17 protein-coding genes and 1 tRNA gene are annotated in these 23,895 nt (G+C 65.3%); 6 read left to right on the top strand and 12 right to left on the bottom strand.

Features of this window, described 5'->3' with window-relative positions; genetic code table 11:
- Positions 1-20: 20 nt before the first annotated feature.
- The gene (locus tag ACYVC6_RS02090) at positions 21-869 is read right to left on the bottom strand and encodes a universal stress protein (RefSeq protein ID WP_460710467.1); all 849 of its coding nucleotides are present in this window, start codon (positions 867-869) and stop codon (positions 21-23) included.
- A gap of 254 nt (positions 870-1,123) precedes the next feature.
- Between ACYVC6_RS02090 and ACYVC6_RS02085 the strand changes: the two genes are divergently transcribed.
- The 3 genes from ACYVC6_RS02085 to ACYVC6_RS02075 all read left to right on the top strand — a co-directional run bounded on the left by ACYVC6_RS02085 (position 1,124) and on the right by ACYVC6_RS02075 (position 4,085).
- On the top strand, positions 1,124-2,062 hold the full coding sequence (locus ACYVC6_RS02085; protein ID WP_460710464.1) for a universal stress protein: 939 nt from the start codon (positions 1,124-1,126) through the stop codon (positions 2,060-2,062).
- 88 nt (positions 2,063-2,150) lie between these two features.
- A complete protein-coding gene (locus ACYVC6_RS02080; protein ID WP_460710462.1) occupies positions 2,151-2,642 on the top strand; it encodes an adenosine-specific kinase in 492 nt (163 codons plus the stop codon).
- A 267-nt stretch (positions 2,643-2,909) separates the two neighbouring features.
- Positions 2,910-4,085, top strand: a complete 1,176-nt coding sequence (locus ACYVC6_RS02075; protein ID WP_460710460.1) for a tyrosine-type recombinase/integrase — start codon at positions 2,910-2,912, stop codon at positions 4,083-4,085.
- 869 nt (positions 4,086-4,954) lie between these two features.
- Here the strand turns inward: ACYVC6_RS02075 and ACYVC6_RS02070 are convergent.
- Positions 4,955-5,371, bottom strand: coding sequence for a hypothetical protein (locus ACYVC6_RS02070; protein WP_460710458.1), 417 nt, complete (start codon positions 5,369-5,371; stop codon positions 4,955-4,957).
- 167 nt (positions 5,372-5,538) lie between these two features.
- Between ACYVC6_RS02070 and ACYVC6_RS02065 the strand changes: the two genes are divergently transcribed.
- Together ACYVC6_RS02065 and ACYVC6_RS02060 are read left to right on the top strand one after the other, a co-directional pair.
- Positions 5,539-5,802 (top strand): helix-turn-helix transcriptional regulator, encoded by a 264-nt coding sequence (locus ACYVC6_RS02065; RefSeq protein ID WP_460710456.1) that lies wholly within the window; start codon positions 5,539-5,541, stop codon positions 5,800-5,802.
- 255 nt (positions 5,803-6,057) lie between these two features.
- A complete protein-coding gene (locus ACYVC6_RS02060; RefSeq protein WP_460710454.1) occupies positions 6,058-8,544 on the top strand; it encodes a phosphoribosyltransferase-like protein in 2,487 nt (828 codons plus the stop codon).
- 214 nt (positions 8,545-8,758) lie between these two features.
- Here the strand turns inward: ACYVC6_RS02060 and ACYVC6_RS02055 are convergent, their stop codons facing one another.
- From ACYVC6_RS02055 to ACYVC6_RS02040, 4 genes are all read right to left on the bottom strand, one after another.
- A complete protein-coding gene (locus ACYVC6_RS02055) occupies positions 8,759-8,968 on the bottom strand; it encodes an excisionase family DNA-binding protein (protein WP_460710452.1) in 210 nt (69 codons plus the stop codon).
- A gap of 1 nt (position 8,969) precedes the next feature.
- A complete protein-coding gene (locus ACYVC6_RS02050) occupies positions 8,970-9,182 on the bottom strand; it encodes a PLC family EF-hand domain-containing protein (protein ID WP_460710450.1) in 213 nt (70 codons plus the stop codon).
- Positions 9,183-9,329: 147 nt separating this feature from the next.
- Positions 9,330-12,020: a MobF family relaxase gene (gene mobF, locus ACYVC6_RS02045; RefSeq protein WP_460710448.1), complete on the bottom strand. Its 2,691-nt coding sequence runs from the start codon at positions 12,018-12,020 to the stop codon at positions 9,330-9,332.
- 153 nt (positions 12,021-12,173) lie between these two features.
- Positions 12,174-13,004 (bottom strand): HAD domain-containing protein, encoded by an 831-nt coding sequence (locus ACYVC6_RS02040; protein ID WP_460710446.1) that lies wholly within the window; start codon positions 13,002-13,004, stop codon positions 12,174-12,176.
- A gap of 145 nt (positions 13,005-13,149) precedes the next feature.
- On the opposite strand from ACYVC6_RS02040, the gene ACYVC6_RS02035 reads away from it, so the two are divergent.
- Positions 13,150-15,657 carry a DUF4268 domain-containing protein gene (locus tag ACYVC6_RS02035; RefSeq protein ID WP_460710444.1) on the top strand — a complete coding sequence of 836 codons (2,508 nt, stop codon included), beginning with the start codon at positions 13,150-13,152 and terminating at the stop codon, positions 15,655-15,657.
- A gap of 52 nt (positions 15,658-15,709) precedes the next feature.
- On the opposite strand, the gene ACYVC6_RS02030 is transcribed toward ACYVC6_RS02035, so the two are convergent.
- The 6 genes from ACYVC6_RS02030 to ACYVC6_RS02005 all read right to left on the bottom strand — a co-directional run bounded on the left by ACYVC6_RS02030 (position 15,710) and on the right by ACYVC6_RS02005 (position 23,871).
- Complete coding sequence (locus ACYVC6_RS02030; protein WP_460710442.1) at positions 15,710-18,838, bottom strand: type I restriction endonuclease subunit R; 3,129 nt, start codon at positions 18,836-18,838, stop codon at positions 15,710-15,712.
- Positions 18,838-20,097 (bottom strand): restriction endonuclease subunit S, encoded by a 1,260-nt coding sequence (locus ACYVC6_RS02025; RefSeq protein ID WP_460710439.1) that lies wholly within the window; start codon positions 20,095-20,097, stop codon positions 18,838-18,840. Before ACYVC6_RS02025 ends, ACYVC6_RS02030 begins: the two co-directional genes overlap by 1 nt.
- A complete protein-coding gene (locus ACYVC6_RS02020) occupies positions 20,094-21,857 on the bottom strand; it encodes an N-6 DNA methylase (RefSeq protein ID WP_460710437.1) in 1,764 nt (587 codons plus the stop codon). The genes ACYVC6_RS02025 and ACYVC6_RS02020 overlap by 4 nt, the downstream gene beginning before the upstream one ends.
- Positions 21,858-22,032: 175 nt before the next feature.
- Positions 22,033-22,108 (bottom strand) — tRNA-Ala (locus tag ACYVC6_RS02015).
- A gap of 18 nt (positions 22,109-22,126) precedes the next feature.
- A complete protein-coding gene (locus ACYVC6_RS02010; protein ID WP_460710435.1) occupies positions 22,127-22,252 on the bottom strand; it encodes a DLW-39 family protein in 126 nt (41 codons plus the stop codon).
- 47 nt (positions 22,253-22,299) lie between these two features.
- On the bottom strand, positions 22,300-23,871 hold the full coding sequence (locus ACYVC6_RS02005; protein ID WP_460710433.1) for a phytoene desaturase family protein: 1,572 nt from the start codon (positions 23,869-23,871) through the stop codon (positions 22,300-22,302).
- Positions 23,872-23,895 lie beyond the last annotated feature (24 nt).

Here is a 23,895-nt window from a genome sequence, read left to right as displayed (position 1 = left end):
CCTCCCGCATGTGCGCCCGGTCACGACGAGCGGGACTCTTGGGGGACCACCGCCACGGTGGCGTGGGCGCGTTCGATGACCGACGTCGCGATGGAGCCGGTGAGAAGTCGCTCGAGCGACGTCATGGGATGGCGCCCCACGACGATCATGGCCCATCCGCCGTGGCGCGGGCTGAGCGCTTCATCGGCGAAGCCGTGCCTGAGCGTGAGGGTGACGGGCACATCGGGGTACTCCTCGGCGAGACCGGCCACCGACTCGGAGAGCGAGGCGCGCAGATCCTCCAGCTCGGGCCAGTCGGCCTTCTCGCCTCGAGCCTCGTGGTACTGGGCTACCGCGGCCGCAGCATCCCAGAAGGAGTGCAGGACCGTCAGTGGCAGGTGTCGCAGGGATGCCTGGCGGTACGCGAACTCGATCACCGGCAACGACTCGGGCGTTCCGTCGGCGCCCACCACCACCCCTGCTTGGGTGTCGCCGGCGTTCGCGGGGCGGCAGACGACCACCGGACAGGCTGCCTGGGCGCTGACCGTGGCACTGACCGATCCGAGCAGCATGCTCCGCACTGGCCCACGACCCCGCGACCCGACGACCAGCATGTGTGCGTGCGCCGAGGCGTCGATCAGCACCTGGCGAGGGTCCCCGGGAACGGCCGATCCCCCCACGGAGAGGTCAGGATGCACGAGCCGCGCTGCAGCAACGGCGTCATCAACCAGAGTTCCTGCCTTGTCGCCCGTCGACACGACCGCCAGCCGGCGGTGCTCCAACGACGCCTGGTCGGCCGCCCATCGGACCGCCCGGTCGGCGTGGTCGGACCCGTCGGCCGCGACGACGACCGCACCCCGGATCTCGACAGGATCCAACGACCTGCTCATACGGTGAGGATCGCGCGTCCAGGCCCGGGTCGACACGGCCCAACGGCTCTCGCGCGGGGGACCATGGACACTCCCTCGCTCTGCCTGCTTCGCTCTGCCTGCTCGCTCTGCCTGCTCGGAGGGGTCCCGAGGTCGACGTTCTTCCTCCACGTGGAGGACCAAGGGCCGAACGTCCTCGCTCGCGCTGACTCGCGGCACTGCTCGAACGGTCCTTCCGACGGTTGGCTGGAAGCAACCAGATCGGAGGCAACACCATGGTCAAGGAGACAAACCTGCCTGTTGTCGCAGGCGTCGACGGCAGCGAACAGAGTGACCAGGGAGTGCGCTTCGCCCTGGCAGAGGCCCGTCGTCGCGATGTCGGGGTGCTCCTGGTGCACGTGGTGCCGGTTACCGCTCCCATGGGAGGCCGGTTCCCACAGCTCGGGATGGACCATTTCACCGACGTGAGCCGTCGCATCGTCGACGACGCCGAGCGCCTCGCGCTCGACATCGATCCCGCGATCGAGATCACCAAGACGCTCGAGGTCGGCGGCCGGGTCGCGACGCTCGTCGACGTAGGCGCGCAGGCCTCGGTGCTCGTGCTGGGCCATCGTTCCCGATCGCTCCCCGGCCGAGTGCTGATGAGCTCGACCACGACGGGGGTCGCCGCCCGCGCTCACTGCCCGGTGATCTCGGTCCCCGAGAACTGGGGCGACGGCAGCGAGGTGGGACGCGTCGTCGTGGGTGTCGATGGGTCCGACGCCTCGCACGACGCGCTGGACCTCGGGTTCCGGGAGGCCCGCCGGCGTGGGGCGAGCCTCGTGGCTCTGCACGCGTGGAGGCTGCCGATCGTCTACGAAGGCGTCGGGCACGCCGCGACGATGTTCGAGGACTGGACGACGGCGGCGGCCGAAGAGATGGACAGGACCCTGGTCCCGTTCCGCGAGGTCTACCCGGAGGTGGATGTCGAGGTCGACCTCCAGCACGAGTTCGCCGGCCTCGCCCTCCTGAAGGCCACCGAGCACGCGGACCTGATCGTCGTCGGTCGGCGCGGACACGGGGCGCCACTAGGGATGTACCTCGGCTCGCTGGCTCGCATGCTCATTCGCGAGGGCAAGTGCCCTGTCGAGATATCCCCTCAGCATCAGCGCGACGTCCCGAAGGTGGAGGAGCGTCTGCTCGGAACGGCCGAAGAGCTCTCTCCGGAGATGTGAGACCCGTCGGTCGGTTCTCTGGCGGCACCTGAACGGGACCGCCCGGGCCCAAGCGCTCCAAACGGGCTTTCGACCAAGGAGTCAGACGATGAACGAGCTCACCATCGACGTCGTCCCCATCGACATGCCCGAGGGTGTCAATCTCATCCTGGGACAAGCTCACTTCATCAAGACGGTGGAGGACGTCTATGAGACGATGATCGGCAGCTCGCCGCACCTTCGCTTCGGAATCTCCTTCTGCGAGGCGTCGGGCCCCCGGCTGGTCCGGCGGGCCGGCAACGATGCCGCTCTTGTCGCGCTTGCGGTCCAGAGCTCGCTGGCCGTCGGCGCTGGTCATTCGTTCGTGGTCTTCCTGCGCGAGGGCTTCCCCGTGAACGTCCTCAACCAGCTGAAGGCGGTCCCGGAGGTCTGTCACGTCTACTGTGCGACGGCCAACGCCGTCCAAGTGCTGGTCGCCGTCACCCAGCAGGGCCGCGGCATCGTCGGTGTCGTCGACGGCGAGCCACCGTTGGGAGTGGAGAGCCCGGATGACGAGCACTCCCGCAAGGCCCTGCTTCGCGACCTCGGCTACAAGTTCTGAGCGGCGGCGCACCGCCGGGACAGGTGACCACGGCTTGCTGCCGCGACGTTGTGGAGCCTAGGGGACTCGAACCCCTAACCCCCTGCTTGCAAACCGACTTTGAGGACCTCGCAATCAGCGATTTGAGCGTGACTGTGCAGGTCAAATGCGGACATTGTTGGTCTGGTTCGGACTTTCCTTCCCCCTAGTCACCCCATGGTTGTGCTACTAGAGCAGGGGGTTGGCTGTTACCGTCTTAGCAGGCGACGCACTCGGGAGGTCTCGGCCATGGCACGACGACGAGGGTTCGGCGAGCTCGAGCGACGTACCGGGCCGACTGGGTCGTCCTATCGAGCGCGGTACGCGATGCCCGACGGCACCCGTCACTCGCGCAACTTCCGGACCAAGATGGACGCCGAGGCCTGGCTCGCCTACGAGCGGTCGCTCATCGACCGCGACGAGTGGACGCCGCCCAGGTCCCGCAAGGTCGCCGAGGCGCGCCGCGAGCGAGAGCAGGCGATGAACACGCTCCAAAAGTTCGCCGAGCGGTACGTCGCTGAGCGCGGCCTGCGGCCGACGACCGTGCGGGGCTACGAGGCACTCCTCGCGACGCGGATCCTGCCGTACTTCGGTGCGATGCCACTGCGCGACGTGACCCTGTCGGAGATCAAGGCGTGGCGACGCTCGCTCGATCCGAAGACGGCGTCCTCCAACGCGGCGGCTTACCGGCTGCTGCGCTCGATCCTCCAAGCGGCCGAAGAGGAGGAGCTGATCGACCGAGCACCGCCCAAGATTCGCGGCGCCAGCAGCGCTCCGGTCAAGCATGTGGTCATCCCGGCGACCTTCGATGAGATCTCGGTGATCGTCGACGAGATGCCGGATCGACTGAAGCTGCTCATCCTGCTTGCCGCCTTCGTCGGACTCCGGGAGGGCGAACTGTTGGAGCTGCGCCGCTCCGACGTCGACGGGGTCACCGGCCGCATCAATGTGATGCGAAAGGTCGACAAGGACGCCAACCCGGCGGTCCGCGGTGCCTGCCCCGAGTGCGGGCGCCACATCAGCTCACCGAAGACCAAGAAGGGAGTTCGGACCGTCCACGTCCCCCCGCCGTTCCTGCCGATGCTGCAGCAACACCTGCTCGAGCACACCGCCGAGGGTTCGAACGGCCTGCTCTTCCCCGGCGACCGCACCGACCACATGAGCGTCCGCTACCTGATGGACCGCTACCGCCCGGCCCGGGAGAAGGCGGGTCGGCCCGACCTCACGATCCACCACCTCCGCCATACAGCGCTCACGATCGCCGGCCAGCATGGCGCCACCGGTGCCGAGCTTCAGGCCCGTGCCGGCCACGCCTCACAGGCTGCGATGGCGATCTACCAGCACGCCACCCTCGACCGCGACCGCCTTCTTGCCGAGAAGATCGGCGAGACGTATGCGGCATGGATGAAGGCCCGCTCCAAGTAGGACTCAACCACGACGAGCTGCAGACGATGCCACTTCTCCGACAGGCGCCAGAAGAGTCGCAGTGTCCACAATGGCGTTGGAGCTATCGATGAGCCCGTCGCTACGAAGGGCGCCGAGCACCTCAGACACCGTGCTCGGTGATCGGTCGAGGTCCCGCGCATGAGCACGTCCGGTGACGGGCTCGCTCGGCCACAGCAATAGGTGCGCAGCGACCTCAAGACCGGCGCTGCCTGAGAGAGCATCCTGTCGATCGCGCTCATGTTTGATCGTCGGGCACATCTGCTTTGACCACGATGCCGCTGGCCCGCAAGCCCAAGCGCCCACGGAGATCCAAGTAGCCTGCCCTGGCCGCGAGGAGTTGGCGGCGCGCATCGTCGGTAACGCGGTCACCGACGACCAGCAACAGGCCACCAGCCCCGCCGGATTCAACGAGCAGTCGCTCAGCTGCTTTCGCATCCAAGTGATCGCCGCTTCAGTTGGACTGGGATCACTGTTCCGTCCAACTCGATCGTGAGATCAGCGGGTGCGGCACCTGCGGCAACAGGAACACTCAACTCCACTCCAAGATGAGCGAAGGCGTCATGCACCACTGCCTCGACGTCCATTGACCCATTAAATGGACGGTGTTCGGTGTCCGGTCAATACCGGACACCGAACGATCCCGTGGAGGTTTGAGATCGTCGCCGCGGCGCACTGTCGTAAGAAACCCGATGCAGGCGTCACCGAGGGCGGTGCCCAGCGAGGCACCTACCGATGCGTGTACTTCTAGAGCTTGCCGTTGATGAGGACCCGAACGTCAGCGTTGTGGCTGTCCTCGCCCGAGGAGGGTCATCATGAAGTTGCGGTGCGAGAAGCCCGGGGGCCTGACGCTAGACGGACACGCGCCCTCGCGCCCGTTCGAACGCGTCCGCAACCTCCGAGTACCACTCGGGCTTGCCGGGCAGGTGCGTGATGATTCGCTCTGCTTGGCGGCCGGTGAGCTTCGAACGGATCGTAACGAACTCAGGGTTGTCGAGGCTCAAGAAGGTCCGCTGCACGACAGCGTTCACAGCATTGCGAACCACAGCACTGTCCCCATACAACGGATCGAGCTTCACTCTGAACGACACGTCCACCAAATCCGGCTCTTCGGCGGCAAGCTCCGTCAACCGCTTGAAGCCAGCTTCCACGGCGTCGTAGAAATGCTCTTCACGCATGGAGACGGTTGGAACGTCGCGGCGCGTCAACTCTGCGAAGAGACCCAGGATGAAGTCATCGGCCGTCATCTCCTCCAAGTCATCCGTCACGGCTGCCACTCTCTCCTAAGTTTTCGCCCGCGTCACGGGTTCGGCCCGGTAGGTCACGACGATCTTGCCTGAACGGTCCAGCAGAACCGACATCGCCGACGACCAAGTATCGAACAGGTGTTCGATCGCTGTCTACACCAATTACCTTACCAGTATAGTTATTGGCCATGCCCCGTCCGGTCAGCACGCCTGCGCGAGTCGCGCGTGCCCGCCGACTGGGGTCGCACCTCCGGACGCTGCGCGAGCAAGCGGGACTAAGCCGGGAGCGGTTGGCCCGCCTCGCAGACGTCTCGACTGAAACTGTGCGCAAGATTGAGTCCGGCGCGACGACGTCACCGGAACTGTTCACCTTTGTCTCGTTGATGGACCACCTAGATGCCTCGATAGAGGATGTCATCGATGAAGTGCGCGACATCGGCGGCGGCCCTTAACCTTTCACCGTGCCTACGCCCCCGTCCTCTGCCGCTAGCGATGAGCAACTCGACGCCCATCGGGTTGCTCTCGAGGCACTCGCCGAGGATCTCTTGCGTCCGTACATAGAACGGGTAGCGGATGGCCGCGTCGTGCGCGGACCGAAGGAATTCAACGACCCAATTTGGGGGACCATTCGCCTCGAGCCGCTAGAGGTGACGATCTTGGACTCCCCCTTACTTCAGCGCCTGCGAAGAATCCGCCAACTTGGAGTCGTGCACCTGGTCTATATGGCGGCCACGCACACGAGACTCGAACACAGTGTCGGGGTAGTTCACCAGGTCCAGAGTCTTGTCGAGAGCCTCAACACCAGAGGGTTGGTCGCGTCCGGTCCTGGTCCGGTTATTAAGGATTCGCTCCGTGAGACGCTCCGTCTCGCTGCGCTATGCCACGACATCGGCCATGGAGCGATGTCTCACGTATCTGAGTACGCTCTCGACGGCAATGCCGAGTGCAAGCACATCATTTCTGCATTCTCCGAACACGCTGGAATCTCCCATGAGAGCCAGCTGTCGGAAATGGCCGCTTATTTCCTCTTAGGGTCGCCCGCTTTTCGCGAGTTTCTCGCTGGGATTCGTGCCCAACTCTCGATGCCTCCAGATGCGGAACAAGCGTCCAGGATGCAGAAGTTGGTCATTAAGCAAAGGATCGACGACGAGGTGCCGCTAGCGCACGAGATGATCAGCGGACCCTTTGACGCTGACAAATTGGACTATCTCGCTCGCGACGCGCGGATGTGCGGCGTCCCAATCGTTTCCGATATCACGCGGCTCATTCAGAAGGTCCGCGCCACGAGGGCAATGTCCGCCGATTTGCCGGAGCCACTTCAGACACGTCTTCCTGAAAATAGGCTCGGCTACATCATTACGGGATTGGCGCGATCCGGCGGCAGCACCCTCATGGAACTGACGTTGGCGCGCGTCCTGATGTTCGACAAGGTGTATAGGCACCACAAGGTCCGGGCGGCCGAGTCCATGGTCTTCGAGATCATTCAACAGCTCGCCGTCCTCACATCCGGTCGTCCGGGTCTACTGCCTCTTCAACTGAGCGACGAACAACTACTTGACCTCACCGAGGAGTCCGTCTGTCGATTTGTGAATCGTTCGGCCGATGAAATGGAGGAAGATGAGCGCGATCGCGTTCAAACGATCGCCGACCTAGCCGCACGACTGAGGGCTCGGCAACTCTTCGTCCGCGGATTTGCTATAGCCGGAACGATGACCAACGACGTCTTCAAAGACGATGAGCAGCACTCGGAAGGACTGCAGCTCTTCCTGCAAGCGCTCCCGAAACCGCGTAGTCGCGCAAGGATCAAGAGCGCGATTGTAGGAAGACTACGGCAGATAATCGAGACACTCGGACTCGCTGAGCAATTCGCACATTTTGAGCCCGCCTTGGAGGCGTACGTCCAACTAAGCCCCCCCAAACCGGCGCCGAAGACTCTCGGCACCGACACGGACCACGCTCTCCTAGTGGACGAAGACGGCACACTAACCAGCTTCAACGACGACGCCCCAGAGATCACCGGATGGTCGGACGCCTTCATTGCGACCCAGGACTTAGGGCACGTGTTCTGTCCGGCGGAAATAGCCCCGTATGTCTTTCTAGCCGCAGAGGCGGAGGTTCGGGCCACGCACGGTATCCATCTTCCTCGGTCGATGCTGCCCTACGCGAAGCAGCAAGAAACAGAACTCGATGATATCCGCCGAGCGCTCGTCGGGGCCGGCTTCTACGCCGACCTGCCGGCTGACCTTCGCCCCGACCCTAAGGCGTTCAGCCACGCTGGCTTCTCCGAGCGGCTCGACAACGCTGTTAGTAAACTCGATGGGTATGCAGGTCCGGTGTCGGGTGACAATCAGGTGCGCCTGCAGAAGCGGGAACAGACTCGCGCTCGTCTGCGCAACTATCTGAAGCAGTTCGATGACGAGAACGAGCAACTCATTGAACTCGCCCTCAAGATGCTCACGGCGACGCAGCAGATCAGTCGTGACGATATTAACTCGGCGTTGAACGCGTTCTTAGCCGCGAGTCCGGAGTTCGAAGGTGCGAACCTGTGCACCCTGGGCTCCATGAAGGACTCATCGGCAATATTTGCCAACCTCGCGCTCGACGCGGGGGCTGTGCACGGAATGACAACTCGCGATCTGTCTGTTGCGCTGGCTGACAGTCGGCCGATCGTCTTTATCGACGACTTCATAGGCCGAGGGAGCCAGACCAAAGACATCATCCAGGCTTGGCTCGGTCTCGAGCGCACCGAGGAACTTCACGAAGAGCGGGAGGAGTTGCAGGAAGCGGAGCAGCAAGCCCTGAGGGCTCACAAGCTAGGGTTCGTCTATGTCGCGGGCTTGAACGAAGGAAAGCCTGCGCTCGAACAGTTCCTCGCCGAAGAAGAACTCGATGGGGCCATTCATGTCCACATTCCCGAGGAGAGCCTTCCAACGCTCTACTCCGTTCTCGGTAGCGATCCTGACTTCGAACCGTTCAGAAACTTCCTTCACGACGCGGGCATGAGAGCTTTGGAGAATCACCACGGGGAAGCTCGCACGGAGGAGTGGCGATCTGAGAAGGCACTTGGCTACGGCCAAAAGGCCCTGCTCTTTACGTCTATGTTCAACACGCCGACTGTGTCGGTCGCCGCGCTATGGGCCGGCGGCGACTCGTCCAGCTGGCAACCGATCTTCCCACGACGAAGCAAGAACTAGAGGTTTTCGGCACAGCCTCGTCCACCGCGCGCCGCCCCTATCGGCTGCGGGCGCTGCGCAGCCCTATGTGCGCTTGCCACCGCTTCTCACCCATGCCAGTGAGCCCTCGGCTTTGGGTTCGGCGCGCGCTTCTTGATAGCGATCGGAGAACTCGACTTGAGCCACATCGCCGCCATTGTGCTCTGCATCGGGGGCACAATGATCTGGTCGCAGATCACCAGTCTTTCGCGGACGGCACGGGACGCATCATCGCCTCCAGGTCGTCGGTTTTGATGCGGATCGTCTTGCCGCAGCGGTAGGCGCGGAGCTCGCCGGCGGCGATCTTGCGGCGGATGGTCCTGGCGGACAGGCTCACCCAGAGCGCGGCTCCGGTGATGCTCAGCCACCGGGGCCGCTCGTCGGCCGGCCCGGTGGTCGCGGCCATCTCACTCACCCGCCTTGAGGAAGCGGCGCAGCTCGGCGACGGTCGTGTAGAGACGGCCGTTGCCGTTGAAGCGCCACCAGCGCGGCCCGCGCTTGAGGCGGCGCCAGTCCCGGACGGTGCGCTGCGGCGTGCGGATGAAGGCGCAGAACTCCTCGAATAGGAGGATGCCGTTGTCGTCCCAGTCGTCGGGGACGCTGATCGGTGCGATCGTCATCGTGACTCCTTGGTCATTGGAGCGCCGGGTTGCGCTCATGCCCGGAGAAGCAACGGCCGCTGCAGCGGATCGGACGGCAGCCGTTGGCTTCTCTCAGTCACCTACGTCCCGGATCGCCCTCCGAGCGATCACATCCGACGAGAATTGTCAGCGACCGATTCCGGGCCCGACCGGACGAGAACCGATCGGCTGCAGCTCCTCCGGTCGCCGCCGACGCTCGGCCAGTGCCGCGGCCTGAAGCGATACCGAGCGACTCGGCGCCTGTGCGCCGTACCGCTCGACGTCCTCGTCGACGCGGGTCGCGGCGTGGCCGGGCCCGAGGTCCGCGCGGTCGCGGCTGAAGACCTCGATCCATTGCTGGCGCGCGTCGCCGACCGAGTCGGCGACTAGGTGAGCGACGTTGCGATGGCGGCCGCGGGTCATGGCGACGTACGCCGCTGCTGCGCCTGTGGCCTCGCCGACGATGAAGTGGGCGGAGTCGACGGTCTCTCCCTGGGCGCCGTACGCGGTCGAGGCGAAGGCGAGCTCGACGTGTCGGTTGACGTAGTCGGCTGGCAGCTCGCGTTGGCCGGCGCGGCCGGTGACGATGAGGCTTCCGTCGTCTCCGATGCCGGCAACTGTCCAGACGTCGCGGTTGGCGACGCCGAGGTCGCGGTCGTTGCGGCGCGTTGCGACGCGATCACCGAGGCCGATCCGCTCACCAAGGCGGGTGACGGGCTCACCATCTCGCTCACCAGTGTCATGGCGGCGGTCGCGGATGGCTGCGTTGGTGGATGCGACCTGCTCGCGGGTGTCGGCGATGATCAGTTCCTCACCGGTTGCGCCGATGTCGGCGAGTGCGTCGGCGCGCTCGACCTCGCTGGCGTGGACGACGACCTGGTCGCGCGCAGCAAGTGCGTCGAAGACCTCACCGGGACGCTCGCCTCCGCGCATGAGCAGGCTGAGGTCGGCGTACGCCGGGTCGGCGAAGCGGTGCACGGACTCGAGCTCGAGGTGCGCCTCGGGCCGCACCCACCGCGCGGCGAGGTCGAGTACCCCACCACGGCCGACAGCGGGCAGCTGGTGACGGTCGCCGAGCAGCGCGACAGTCGCGTGAGCTCGGTCGGCGATCGCGAACAACGCGCGGGCGGCGTCCTGATCGAGCATGCCGGCCTCGTCGACCAGGAGTACGTCGCCGGGCAGCAGCCGTGCGCGGGCGTCGGGACTGGCGTCGATCTGCGACCAGTGTCCGTCCTCGTCCCACCGGAACCCGTGCTGGTGGATGAGCCACGCCGCCGAGAACGCGTCGGTGCCGACCTGTTGCCGGGCTGTCTGCGCGGCCTTGAGGGTGGGGGTGACGACGACGAGTCGTCGGTCATGGGCGTCGAGTACGTCGCGCGCGGTGGCGAGTGTCGTGGTCTTGCCGGTGCCAGCGGCCCCTTCGATGACGAGCAGACCCGCTTCGCCGGCCAGGGCGGCGACGACCTTCCGCTGGGCGATGTCGAGGTGGTCGGTCCCGTGGACGCGGGCGGCGTGCTCGACCGGTCCCATTGAACGCGTGGCGAGGCTGTCGATCAGCTCGGCCTCGATGGCGAGGACTCGATCGGAGGTGAGGTTCCGGATGTGGTCGGGTACGTCGGCGCGTTCGCGCAGTGTTCGGCACTCGCGCAGAGCACGGGCGGTGAGGTCCTCGGCGAGCTCTACGCGGACGGCTCGATCAGCGACGATCCCGACGGACGCGATCAACCTCTCCGCTTCTCCTCGGATGTCGGCTGCGTTCCACGCGGAGCGCTTCGATCCCAGGCGCGTGAGGATCAGATCGACGGCAACGTCTCGTCGGAGCCGGCCGACTGCCATGGGGGCGAGCTGTCTCGACTGGGTCGGCTGCCGGAAGCCAAGATCCAGCAGCTCGTCGTTCCAACGCGCCACAAGCTCGGCACCGCTGGCGGGGACGACCTTGTCGGGTCGCGCGTCCGCCCACGCCCGTCGGTCCCATGAACGTCGCAGCTTCGGCCCCGGTTCCTGTGCGGGATGGTCCGCTCGCCATTCGGCCTCGTATCGGTGGACGTTGCGGGTGATCTGCGAAGCGCGCTGGCTGAACTGTCCGGCATACGGCGCGAGCTGCTCGACCTCGCCAGCTTCGTCGAGCGTGTACCCCCGGGCGGCCAGAGCTGCACGGAACTCGGGGTCGCAGATGACGGCGGCGTGACCAATGCCGTTAATCGCCTCGATGCTGTCACGGGTGCCGACCGAGTGGAGCGCGCGCCACTTCCCCTCCGCGAACACCTTCGCGTTGATCTGGAGGTGGAGGTGGCGGTGTGGGTCGCCGGCACGCGACGTGTAATGGCGGATCACCGCCGCCTCGAATCCCCGCTCGACCGGCACCTGCACCTGGCGGTCGCGCGGCCCGGCTCTGGTCGTAGAGTGCTCGGCCAGCCAGGCGATGATCTCGCCTGCTCCGCGTTCCTGAGCGGCGTCGTACGCAGCGGCGATCTCCGGGTGCAGCGATGCCGCGAGCGACCAGCTCTTCGGACCGTTGACGACGACCTCGACCATGCGCAGCGCATTGTCGGCTTTACTGATCTGCCCCTTCGCGCTGCCGGTGTCTACGTCATAGCCGGTGACCCAGCGCTCGTAGGTCGCTCCGTCCATGGCGCCCGCGCGGTCGACCTTGCAGTCCGTTGCAGAACCGACGTTCCGCAACGTCACCTCGTATCGCTCGGCGACGCCGCTGCCCTCTGCGAGGTAGTAGTCGTCCGCACGTGAGTGGTCGGCCTCGACGTAGGCGCGCGCGGCGGCCGCGGAGCCGCTGTAGAACTTCACGCCGCCGTGCATGATGTGCTCGCCACCGCCCGTCACGTCTCGTCAAAGACCCCTGAACTGACGCTGGCCCGTCCCCGGGGGGACGGACCTGCTACGGACCTTCGTAGCATGCGTGCCGCTCGGTTTCGAGGCTTCGAATGGCCTTGCAGGGCGAGGGTTTTCGGGCTCGTCAGAGTCCGTCAACGATCGTCAGAGCGGGACGCTGATGGCGGAGGAGGTGGGACGTCGTCGGTGACGTCGTACGGGCCGTAGTAGGTGCGGCCGCAGCTTGTGCAGTCGACAACGAACGGGGCGTGGCGCAGGTACCAGGCGGCCGGCTCGCACCGTGCGCAGCGGCGCGATTGGCGCCCGGTGATGTCCGCCAGGGTGTCCGATCGACGATGGGAACTGGAGGTCGGTCGGCATCCGCACGGGCGACTGGGCGGACACGTCTCGGAGGAAGTTCTCGATCAGTTCGAGGGCGCTCGGGGTGAGCCCGGTGGCGGTAGCAGGAGCGAGAAGGAGTGCCCTAACGCCTCGCCGTTCGAGTTCGACCGACGCGAACATGCCACGCGTCAGTGCCCACCCTTCTTCGACATCTGCGGCACCGGTGAAGTCGAAGAAGGCGCGGCCGAGGTCGTCGTCGCACCACACGACAGCGTCGATCTCGGGGTGCTCCGTCAACCAGTTCTCCAGCGCCCACCACTTCCACCAGCGGCAATCGCGCCACTGTTCGCCTGCCCGGAGAAGGGCGGCGTCCTCGTCGTAGACCGGCGGACCCGAGTCGGCGAAGTGATGGGCGACCGTGGTCCAGCTGGCACCCGGGAAGCGCATGCCATGGCGCATCTCCGCGTCCCAGCTCGTGAGCCAGGCGGCCGTGACGTCGGCCCGCTCGGCGAGCGCATCGAGCCGAGTGTTCAGGGCCGGCGAAACCGGTAGGTAGCCCAGTCCGGGCCCGCCCGCAACGTCGGCCCCCCACGCGGTTGCACCGTGCACGGGTGAGATCACGCCATCGACATCGACTACCAGCGCGGCCCTCATGCGGTGATTCTTCAGCGTTCTCGGCCGGAGCGGCCCGACCCGCGCCGGAGGTCGTCGAGGTGCTGCGTCGGAATGACTGAGGCCCAAGGGCCGCGAGCGCCGCGAAACCGGCGGCGCGCCGATTCAATCCGGCTAGGTTGGGGCGGTGGTCAAGGCGCAGGAGACGTATCTCGAGACGCTTCTGGAGGGGAAGAAGCAATACCAAGTTCCGCTCTACCAACGGGTCTACGCGTGGGACAAGAAGGACCGCGATCGCTTGTGGGATGACATTCTTGAGCTCGTAGAGACCCGGCGCACCGACAACGCAGCTACCCACTTCATCGGGTCTGTCGTACTCGCCGAGAGCCCCGACAATGCGGCCGCTCGGATGCAGCGGTACCTCGTGGTCGACGGACAGCAGCGGCTCACCACGCTCTCTTTGCTGATCGCCGCGCTCCGTGACCATCTCGTGGCGACAGGCGAGGCTGGCGCTCGTCAGTCGTACGACGCTCAGTACTTGATCAACGTCTACGAGCGCGACGCGCCGTCGAAGCTGTTGCCGACGCAGGCCGACCGGACGTCGTTCCTTGCGGTCATCGGCGGAACGCCGCACGCCGGCAGTGAGGATGCCATCGGAGACGCCTACCGCTACTTCTTGTCCCGGATCGCCGAGTACGACGACCCCGATGATCCCAACGACCTCGTCGAGTTGGAGGACGCCGTCCTCCGCGGGCTGGCTGTGGTGGCCGTCACCGCGGAGGCCAGCGACAACGCCTACCGGATCTTCGAGTCACTGAACTACACCGGCAAACCGCTCACTCAGGCCGACCTACTCAAGAACTACCTGTTCATGAGGTTGCACGATCGCGCTGAGCCGATCTACAACACCGTGTGGCTTCCCTTGGAGAAGAAGCTCTCCTCGAAGGATCTCGAGTTGCTCTTCTGGCTCGACTTGGTCAAAGACGACGAGCGGGCCAAGCAGACCGAGATCTACGCAGGGCAGCAGAGGCGTCTCGCCGCTCTCGGCGTCGACGAGGTCGAGACCGAGGTACGACGGATAGCCACCCTCGGCGACGTCCTCGCCGTCGTGCTCGATCCTGCCCAAGAGCCCGATCCCGAGGTTCGTCATCGGCTCATGCGGCTCCGCGCCTGGGGCTCAACGACGTCTATGCCGTTGGTCATTCAGATCCTCGATCGACGGGCTCGCGGTTTGATTACGACGGCGCAGGTCCTCAACGTGCTCACCTACCTCGAGTCCTACTTCGTACGGCGGATCCTGATCGGCCGCGCGACGGCGAATCTCAACCGCACGCTCCTGCAGGCTGTCCGGGCGGTCGCAGACGAATCTGAGGTCGACGTTGCGCTGCGACGGTTCCTGTCAACGGGGCGCAAGCACTTCGCAACGGACGCACAGGTCCGTCAGGCAATTCAGACGGTGCCGTTTTACTGGCAGGGGCGTGGCCTGCAGAAGAAGCTCATCCTGCAATGGCTAGAAGAGGCCCTCGGCTCCAAGGAGGTAGTCGACCCCTCGAGCCTCACGATCGAGCACGTACTTCCGCAGACGCTGAGTGACGAGGTCCGAGAGCAGTTCGCGGCTGGTCTGGCGGAGGGTGCTGATGTCACCTACGAGCACGAACGATTGGTCCACACTCTCGGCAACCTGACGCTCACGGGTTACAACAGCGAGCTCAGCAATCATCCGTTCACCGATAAGCGAGCGAAACTCGCGACCAGCGGCCTGCTGATGAACCAAGAGATCGCAGGGCACGGATCCTGGGGTGCCGCCGAGATCGCCGAGCGCAGCTCCCTCCTCGCCGAGCGGGTCATCGCCCTGTGGCCCGGCCCCGACGAGAGCGTCGTGAATGACGCCGCATCAGAGGAAACCTCGGCCCTGCGTGCGACCGTCGCCGAGGTGCTCGGAGCAATCCCCGCAGGACGCTGGACTTCCTACGGTGAGGTCGCGATCGTTGCGGGCACCTACCCCCAGCCACTTGCGGCTGTCCTGGTCCGGTACGACCTGCCGAACGCCTGGAGGGTCCTGCAGGCCGCTGGGACCGTTTCCCCGGGGTTCCGATGGTCCGATCCCACGCGCAACGACGACCCACGAGACGTGCTGACTGCTGAGGGCGTCCGCTTCGATGAGGCCGGACGGGCAGCTCCTGAGGACTTCCTGACAGCTCAGGATCTCGCCGCAGCGGCTGGCCTCGACATCGATGACGAAACCGCGCCGTGGCGCGAGGGTGGCACCGGCGGAGCGGGCATTGGTCTCGATCAAGAGGCCTTCTACACCGAGCTGCGCGCGCTAGGAGAGGCAACCGCTGAGCACATCGACTCGTGGCGCCGAGCGTCACGGCAGCACTGGTACGACATCGGGATCGGCAGCTCGCGCGCCCATCTGTCCCTGACTGTGAACTCAGTCAAGAAGCGCGTCGGCGTCGAGCTCTACATCCCCGACGACGAGGCGCTCTTTCACTCGCTCTATTCGGAGCGCGGGGACATCGAGGGCGAACTCGGCCTTCGGCTTGACTGGCAAGAACTGCCCGGAAAGAAAGCTTGCCGCGCCATCGCCTCCATTCCTGGCGACTTCCGCGATCCGACCTCGCGCCCCGACCTGCAACGCTGGATGGTCGAAACTGCCGACAGCCTCGCGAAGGTCTTCCGCGCTCTGCTCTAACTGGTTGACGCCGAGTCACCTCAGACGGCGCCAGGGGTGCTGAAGGTTCGAGTCACAAGCTTGCCTGCTCGTCGATCGCGGCCTCGTAGAACGCATCGGCAAGCGCGATGATCACCCCGTTGACGCCTGGGCCGTCACTGAAGAAGTAGTCGGCCATCGTGTTGTGGGCCTCCTGGTTCTCGACGACCGCCTCGGTGACGGCGGCCTGGAAGTCCTGCGACTCCATGAACTGCTTCTTCGAGTTCACCTTGGTCTGCTTCACCAGGTCGGGGTAGGCCAACAATCGTTGGACGAGGCCCTGCACGAACTCGCGGATCTGGGACTCCGCGAACGACTCCGCACCGAACAGGTCGTTCATCCTGTCGATGACGACCTGGAGCGCGACGTACTTCGGTTCCTTTCTGGCGCCGGTGCCGGCGGCGCTGATGCCCTTCAGCTCACCGTCGCCGGTCAGGGAAATGTCGACCGCGATGCCCTTGTTGTGCTTGACCCCGATGAGGACGACGTCGGAGAGGTCGACTTCCGCTGCCCAGGCGGACTCGGCGATGACCTTCTCGAGCAGGCGCAGGAAGATGGAGAGCATCTCCATGTACGGGTCGCCGTAGTCGACGATCTGGCTCATGAAGTCGTAGAGCCGGACGTAGGTGGAGACGTCCTTGCGGAACAGGTCGAGGGTGTTGAGTGTGACCTTGTCGTCGGCTTCGATCGCGGCGGCGTAGCGGCGGGCGAAGGCGTGCTGGGCTGGGCTGATCGCCGCCGACAGCGCGTTGTTTCCCTTGCGGGTTACCCACAGCTCTGCGACCTTGCGGACGTCCTCCTCGCCGTAGATGCCGGCCTGTGCGAGCTTGGTGGCGAGGTGAACGACGACGTAGGGGTCGGTCTCTGTCTCCAGAGTGGCGTTCTTGAAGTACGGCTCGAAGGACGCCCGGATGTCCTCGGGCTTGTTCTGGAAGTCGATGACGAACGTCTTGCGCTTTTGCTCGCCGCCGGCCGTCCGATGCGTGCGGTTGAGGCGCGAGAGCGTCTGTACGGCGGTCACTCCCGCAAGCCGCTTGTCGACGTACATCGCCGATAGCAGCGGCTGGTCGAAACCGGTCTGGAACTTGTTGGCGACCGTCATGAGCCTGTAGGTATCGCCCTTGAAGGCGGCCGCGAGGTCGGCTCCTGCGCCCGGGTTCATGTTCGCCTCGGTGAACTCGTCGTCGTTCGACGGCGCCGCCCCCCACTCGACGGCCCACTCCTCGTCCTCGGGCATCGACACCGAGCCCGAGAAGGCGACCAGCGTCCGATAGTTGTACGACACATCCTCGGCGGCTCGCCTTTCGATGTACGCGTCGATCGCCGTCTTGTACTTCACCGCGGCCCGGCGGGAGTCGGTCACGACCATGGCCTTCGCCTTGCCCTCCAGGAGATGGGCGACGTTGGTGTGGAAGTGCTCGATGATGATCTGGACCTTCTGGCTGATGTTCGTCGGGTGCAGCCGGACCCACCGCATGAGTCCCTTGCGGGCGGCGCCCTCCTCGACCTCCCCGTCGGCGTTGGCGTTCCCGGCGATCTTCAGTGCGGTGTCGTAGGACTGGTAGCCCTTGAGCACGTCGAGGATGTAGCCCTCCTCGATGGCCTGTTTCATCGAGTACAGATGGAACTCGACCGGCTTGCCGTCGGCGCCCTTGCGCCCGAACAGCTCCAGGGTCTTGTTCTTCGGGGTGGCGGTGAACGCGAGGTACGAGATGTTCTCCGACTCTGCGCGCTCGGTCATCTCCGCAGCCAGGATCGACTCCACGTCGACCTCGCCACCCTCCTCAATGTCCTTGAGCTCCTCAGCGGTCAGGACCTGCTTGAGCTTCGAGGAAATCTGCCCTGACTGCGAGGAGTGGGCCTCATCCGCGATCACGGCGAATCGTTTGCCCTTCAGGGTCAGGTCTTCCCTGGCCCATTTGATCACCGCCGGGAACGTCTGCACCGTGACCGCGATGATCAGTTCGCCGTTCGTCAACGCGGCTGCCAGCAGGTTCGACTTCGACTTGGCTCCAGCCTTGCGGACGTCCTCGGGGCTGATGGTGGCCACGATCTTCCCTGACCCATCAATCTGCCGGATCGCGTCCTGGAGTTGGCCGTCGAGGACAGTACGGTCGACGACCACGATGACCGAGTCGAAGACCTTCTGGTTCTTGACGTGGAGGCGGGCCAGGCGGTGCGCGGTCCAGGCGATGGTGTTGGTCTTGCCGGATCCTGCCGAGTGTTCGATCAGGTACCGCTGCCCCACACCCTCCTCGGTCACCGCCGCCTCGATGTTGGTCACGGCCTCCCACTGATGGAATCGCGGAAACAGCATGGACGTGCGCCGCACCGAGGTGCCGGTGACGACGTCCCACTCCTCCTTGGTCTCCACGATCATCAGTCGGCCGATGATGGTGAGCCAGGCGTGCTTCTCCCAGACCCGCTCCCACAGGTACGACGTCGAGGACATCCCGTCGGCACCCGGCGGGTTGCCTGCACCTGAGTCGTAGCCGGTGTTGAACGGCAGGAAGTGGGTCTTCTCGCCCTCCAGCTTGGTGGTCATGGCGGCGAGATCGTTGGAGACAGCGAAATGGACTAATGCTCGGTGGCCGAACGACAGCAACGGTTCGGGCCGCCCGTTCGTAATCGGGTTGCGAGCCTTCTTGTACTGGTTGATCGCCTCGTCGAGCGACTGGGTGAAGTCGGTCTTCAGCTCGACCGTGGCGACCGGGATGCCATTGATGAAGAAGACCAGGTCGATGCTGCGCCGGTCGGCGGTCGAGAAGTGAACCTGCCGCATCACCCGGACCCGCATCGCCGCGTACTCGGCGTTTGTCGTGGCGTTGAGCGTCGTCTCGGGACGGAACTGCGCCGTCTTCAGCCGGCCACCGCCGATGTACTGCACCCCGTTGCGCAGGATGTTCAGCGTGCCACCGCCGTGCTCCAGCGGCTTGTCGAGTGCTGCGACGAGGACGTCGAGGAACTTCGCCTCGGAGCCCGCCGCCTTTTGCGCCTTCTGGTACGACGCCGGCTGTGTCTCCTCCAGCCAAGCGAACAAGTCCTTGGGAAACAGTGCGCGCTCTCGGTCGTAGCCGGCGTCGTTCGCCGAGCACAGCCACCCGCGGGTCTCGAGGTGCGCGCAGATCTCAGTCTCGAAGACGACCTCGTTGTGGTCAGCCATCACGCCACCTCACGTACGTCGATCTGCCCAGTCACGGCTGCCGTGATTAGCGCTGCCCGCCGCTCGCGCGACAGTTCGACGAAGCGCTCCGCCTCTGCGATCAACTCGTCGATCCTCGCGGTCTCCTGATCAAGCAGCGCAACGACGCGCAGCTGCTCGGCCGGAGGAGCCGATGGCACACGCATGGCACGCAATTTCTCGGCCGTCAGGTGCGCGATGGTCGACTTGTTGCAAACGATGTCAATCACGCCAATGTCCCGGTATGTGCGCAGGACGTAGCCCAGCCAGGCCGAGGACCAATCGTCAAGCGGCCGGAGTCGGTTGACCGTCTTCTGGAAGGACCACCCGGGCATGTCCTCCCGGATCAGGACGTTCGTCCCGACGGCGCCGCCCTCGACCACCAACAGGTCACCAGCGAGCAGATTGAGATTGGCTGCCTCCGCCGCTGAGTACGGCATCTCGTTCACATCGCCGAGCCTCAGCCCGGAATCCTGGATGTTCCCTGCTCGGATGTAGGGGAGCAATTGATCGTCTGAGCGGACCACCTTGCCCGCGTCGAGCATCTTTCCCAGCGTCACCGAGAAGTGATGGCCGATCGCGGTGAACGCAGCCGCCGCAGACGGGGCGAATGGGTTCTCATCGCCGAGAACTGCAGCGCGGATCAGGTCCTGACGCCTCTCGCGGAGCATTTCGATCAGGCGCTGCTGCTCTAGGATGAGCCTGTCGATGCGGGCGGTCTCGCGGTCGAGGTAGTGGGCGATGGCGCGTTGCTCCTCCAGCGGCGGCACGACGATCTGCAACGAGGCCGCATCCTTCTGGTAGATCGTCTGATGGGTCGACCCCATGTTGAGCGACTTGAACACCGGCCCCATCGACTTGAACTGGTAGTTCAGGTACTCGGGGAGCAGCTTCGGACCGCAGATCCAGTTCCAGAAATCCTGACTGGTTGCCATTGGGTGCGGCATGATCCCTGAGAAGCCGACCGAGGCGGTCCGCGAAAGCACCACGGTTCCCGCAGGCAGTAATTCAGCCGCAGAGTTCGCGAGCCCGAGCTCGTTGATCGTGTTGGCTGTTTCGCCAAGGTAGGTCTGCCGACCGTCCCGCAGTTGCCAGACGTCCGCGAGGGTGAACCAAGGGATGTCGGTGTTCTCCCAGTACTCGGGCATCGACCGGCTCGGCGTGTGGCCGCTCTTCATCTGCGCGAAGAGACGAATGTTGCCGCGTTCCCACATCTCAGGAACAGCAGGCAGTGGGATCACCGCTCCACCTCTCGGAGCAGGTCGAGGATCTTGGCGACCTGCTTCTCCAGGTCGGCGTCGATCTCGGCAAGGGGGCGGGGTGGAACGTACTTGTAGAAGTGTCGGGTGAAGGGGATCTCGTAGCCGGTCTTGGTCCTTGCCCAGTCGATCCAAGCGTCGGGGACGTGCGGCTTCACCTCGGCGTCGACGTAGGCGTTGATGACCTCGACCTTGCCTGCAGCGCCGACAGTCGAACCGCCGTACGTGAAGGGGACGTTCTCGGTGTCACGCTTCTTCGAGTCCGGCTTCGGATTGCCCTTCCGGTCAACGGTCGGCTTGCCGTCCTCATCGAGGAGCGGGCGCTCGACGGTGATGGTCCAGTAGCCGAACTCGTCGTTGCGCAGCACCTTGGAGAAGTCGGGGTCTGCATCGGTGAAGCCGGCGTACAGCTTGACCACCTCGGCGCGGTTGTCGTCGCTGATCTCGCGATTCTTGGAGCCGAGATTCTTCCGGGTCTTGGTCCAGTACGACGTGCCGTCGATCAACTGGACCTTTCCCTTGCGGTCGGGGTGCTTTGCGTTGTCGAGGATCCAGATGTAGGTGGCGATGCCGGTGTTGAAGAACATGTTGGTCGGCAGCGCCACGATCGCCTCGACCAGGTCGTTCTCCAGCAAGTGCCTGCGGATGTTGGAGGGCCCGGATTCGGCGGCGCCGTTGAATAGCGGCGAGCCGTTCATGACGATGCCGACCCTGCCGCCGCCGTCCTCGCGAGCTTGCATCTTGTGAGCGAGGTGGAGCAAGAAGAGCATCTGCCCGTCCGAGGTCGCCGGCAGGCCAGGCGCGAATCGCCCGTAGGGTCCGGCCTGCTCCTGCTCGGCCTTGACCGCTTTGGCGTACTGCTTCCAGTCCACGCCATAGGGTGGGTTCGACATGCAGAAGTCGAACCTGCGGCCTTTGAACGCGTCGTCTGTAAGCGTGTTGCCGAACGCGATCCTGCTCGGGTCATGGCCTCTGGCCAGCAGGTCCGACTTGCAGATCGCGTACGACTGCGGGTTGTACTCCTGACCGTAGAGGTTCAGTTGCGCTTCTGGGTTCAGCCCGGGCTTCTCCTTGGTCCCGACCAGATGCTCTTCTGCCAGCGCGAGCATGCCGCCGGTGCCAGCAGTCGGGTCGTAGAGCGAGCGGACGATGCCGGCCTCGGCGAGGCGAGGGTCGTCCTCGGCGAAGAGCAGATCGACCAGCAGCCTGATCGCGTCACGCGGCGTGTAGTGGTCACCCGAGGTCTCGTTCGCGGCCTCGTTGAACTTCCGGATGATGTACTCGAAGGCGTCACCCATGTCGGCGTTCGACACGACGTCCGGGTGCAGGTCGACCGCCTTGAAGGACGTGATGACCTCGCGCAGGAGCCCCGCCTTCTCCAAGGCCAGGATCTCCTTCTTGAAGTCGAAGTACTCGAACACGTCGACGTCTGGGGAGAACCGGTCGATGTAGTCGACGAGGTTGTCGGCGAGTCCGTCGGCGTCGGCCAGGAGGTTGGCGAAGGAGTAGTTCGAGGTGTTGTAGAAGGTCCGGTCGGTGGCCTTCTTGACCTCGACCTTGAGACGGTTGGGGTTGTCGAACTTCGCCGCCAACTGGCGCACGACGTCGCGGTCCGGCTCGAGGATGCAGTCCAGCCGGCGCAGGATGGTGAGCGGCAGGATCACGTTGCCGTACTGGTTGGGGCGGTAGGGCCCGCGCAACTGATCGGCAATCGACCAGATGAAGCTGCCAAGAGTACTCACGAAGGTCCTTACGGGCTCGAACGGTGGCGGGGCCCATCTTGCCTAAGGCGCTCAGAGGCCGTACGGCGGCCGAGGATTCAGCTCCTTCCCCCTCCAGTCCCCCATGAGTCCAGACCTGCCCCCGTTGCGGACGCCAATGAACCAAAGAAACCGCAGGCTGACCTGCGGTTTCTTGTGGTGGAGCCTACGGGACTCGAACCCGTAACCCCCTGCTTGCAAAGCAGGTGCGCTACCAGTTGCGCCAAGGCCCCGTTGCTGCTGCGGGGAGGTCAGCTGCGCTTGACCGCGTCCGTCGCCTCGGCCCACAGGGCCTGCTCGGCCTTGCTCTCGTCGATCTTCTTCTTCGCGACCACGGCGCCGGCGGCAGCGATGGCCAGGAGGAGCAGCTTCTTCACGCTTGGAGCGTAGCAACGGGAGCCGGGCCGGGCCGATTCGCTGGAGGTCAGCGCTCGGCCAGCGCCGCGTGCGCGGCGTTGTAGCCCGGCACGAAGGTGATGCCCGGCCCGCCGTGGCAGCCACAGCCGCCGAGGTAGAGCCCGGTGAGCGGGAGCGGGTCGTGGACGTAGCCGCGTGGGCCTGGCCGGTTGTGGCCCATCTGGTCGGCGTGCATCAGGCCGTGGCAGTAGTCGCCGCCGGGGGCGCCGAACATGGTGCCCATGTGCTTGGGGGTGAAGGTCGTGTGCCGGATGATCCGCGACTCGAAGTCGGGTGCGATCGCGTTGACCCGCTCGATCACCCGCTGACCCATCTCCACCTTGAGGGCGCCGTAGCGCTCGGGGTCGGCCTCCACCGGGAACCACAACGAGAACGCCGACGCCGCCACCTTGCCGGGCGGCGCCAGCTCGGGGTCGTGGACGCTCGGGAACTGCAGGGCCACGGCCGGGTTGGCCGGCACCACGCCGTTGCGGCAGTCCTCCCATTGGCGCTGGAGCTCCTCGGGAGTCGCGAAGAGGCCGATGCTCCCCTGGTTGACCGGGTCGTTGAGCATCTCGTAGGGCGCCGCGAAGGTCGGCATGCCGTCGAGGGCGAAGTGCATCTGCACATAGCTGCCGCGGTGGTCGATCCCGCGGTACGGCGCGAGGCTCTCCTCCGGCAGCGCCCCGGGCTGCACCAGGTCGAGGACCGTGAGGTCGGGGGCGAGCGACGAGATGACCACCGGTGCGGCGATCTCCTCGTCGTCTTCAAGCCGTACGCCGGTGACCCGGCCGTCGGCGGCCAGGATCTGGCTCACTGCGGCGTTCAGCCGCAGCTCGCCGCCGGCCGCCTCGAACTGGCTGAGCAGGTGCTCGGAGAGCACCCCGATGCCGCCCTTGATCTTGGAGACCAGCTGCGCCTCGGCCGAGGGCATCGCGAAGCCGTAGGCCAGCGACGCCGCGGTGCCGGGCGTCGCCGGGCCGCGGTAGACGGTGTTGATCGCCAGGAACGACAGCATGCCCCGCAGCGCACCGTGCTTGTCCTTGTCGGGGATGAACCGGTCGAGCACGTCGGTGACCGACCCGTAGACCAGGTCGTCGATGCTCTGCCGCTCGAAGGCGTTGGTGGCGCAGGCATACATGTCGTCGACCGTGCGTGGGAGGGTGCGGGCCTCGAAGCGGCCGAGTGCCTTGGCCGGCGCGGTGCTCCATGCGGCCAGCATCGCCATCGCGTTGACGACCTCCTCGCCGTGCACGCCGACGAGGTGCTCGAAGAGCCGCATGGGGTCGGTGTAGTAGATCAGCGGCTCGTCGCCGTTGCCGAGCAGCGAGACGGACATGACCTCGAGATCGACGGTCGGCAGCGTGTCCAGACCGAGCTCGAGGCTCACCTCCGCGGAGGTGCTGATCTGCACCGACCCGGCGATCTCGAAGGTGTAGCCGTCGAAGAGCTCGACGTTGGAGGCCATGCCGCCGGTGTAGCGCTTGGACTCCAGCAGGAGCACCCGAAGACCGGCGCGCTGCAGCACCAAGGCCGAGGTCAGGCCGTTGTGGCCGGCGCCGATGACGATCGCGTCGTACTGCGGGGTGCCCTGGGTCATGAGCGGCAGGTTCCCAGCGCCGGG

Source organism: Nocardioides dilutus, from assembly GCF_054779555.1.
The sequence above is the reverse complement of the archived record's forward strand: the minus strand, read 5'-3'. Positions and strand labels throughout refer to the sequence as shown.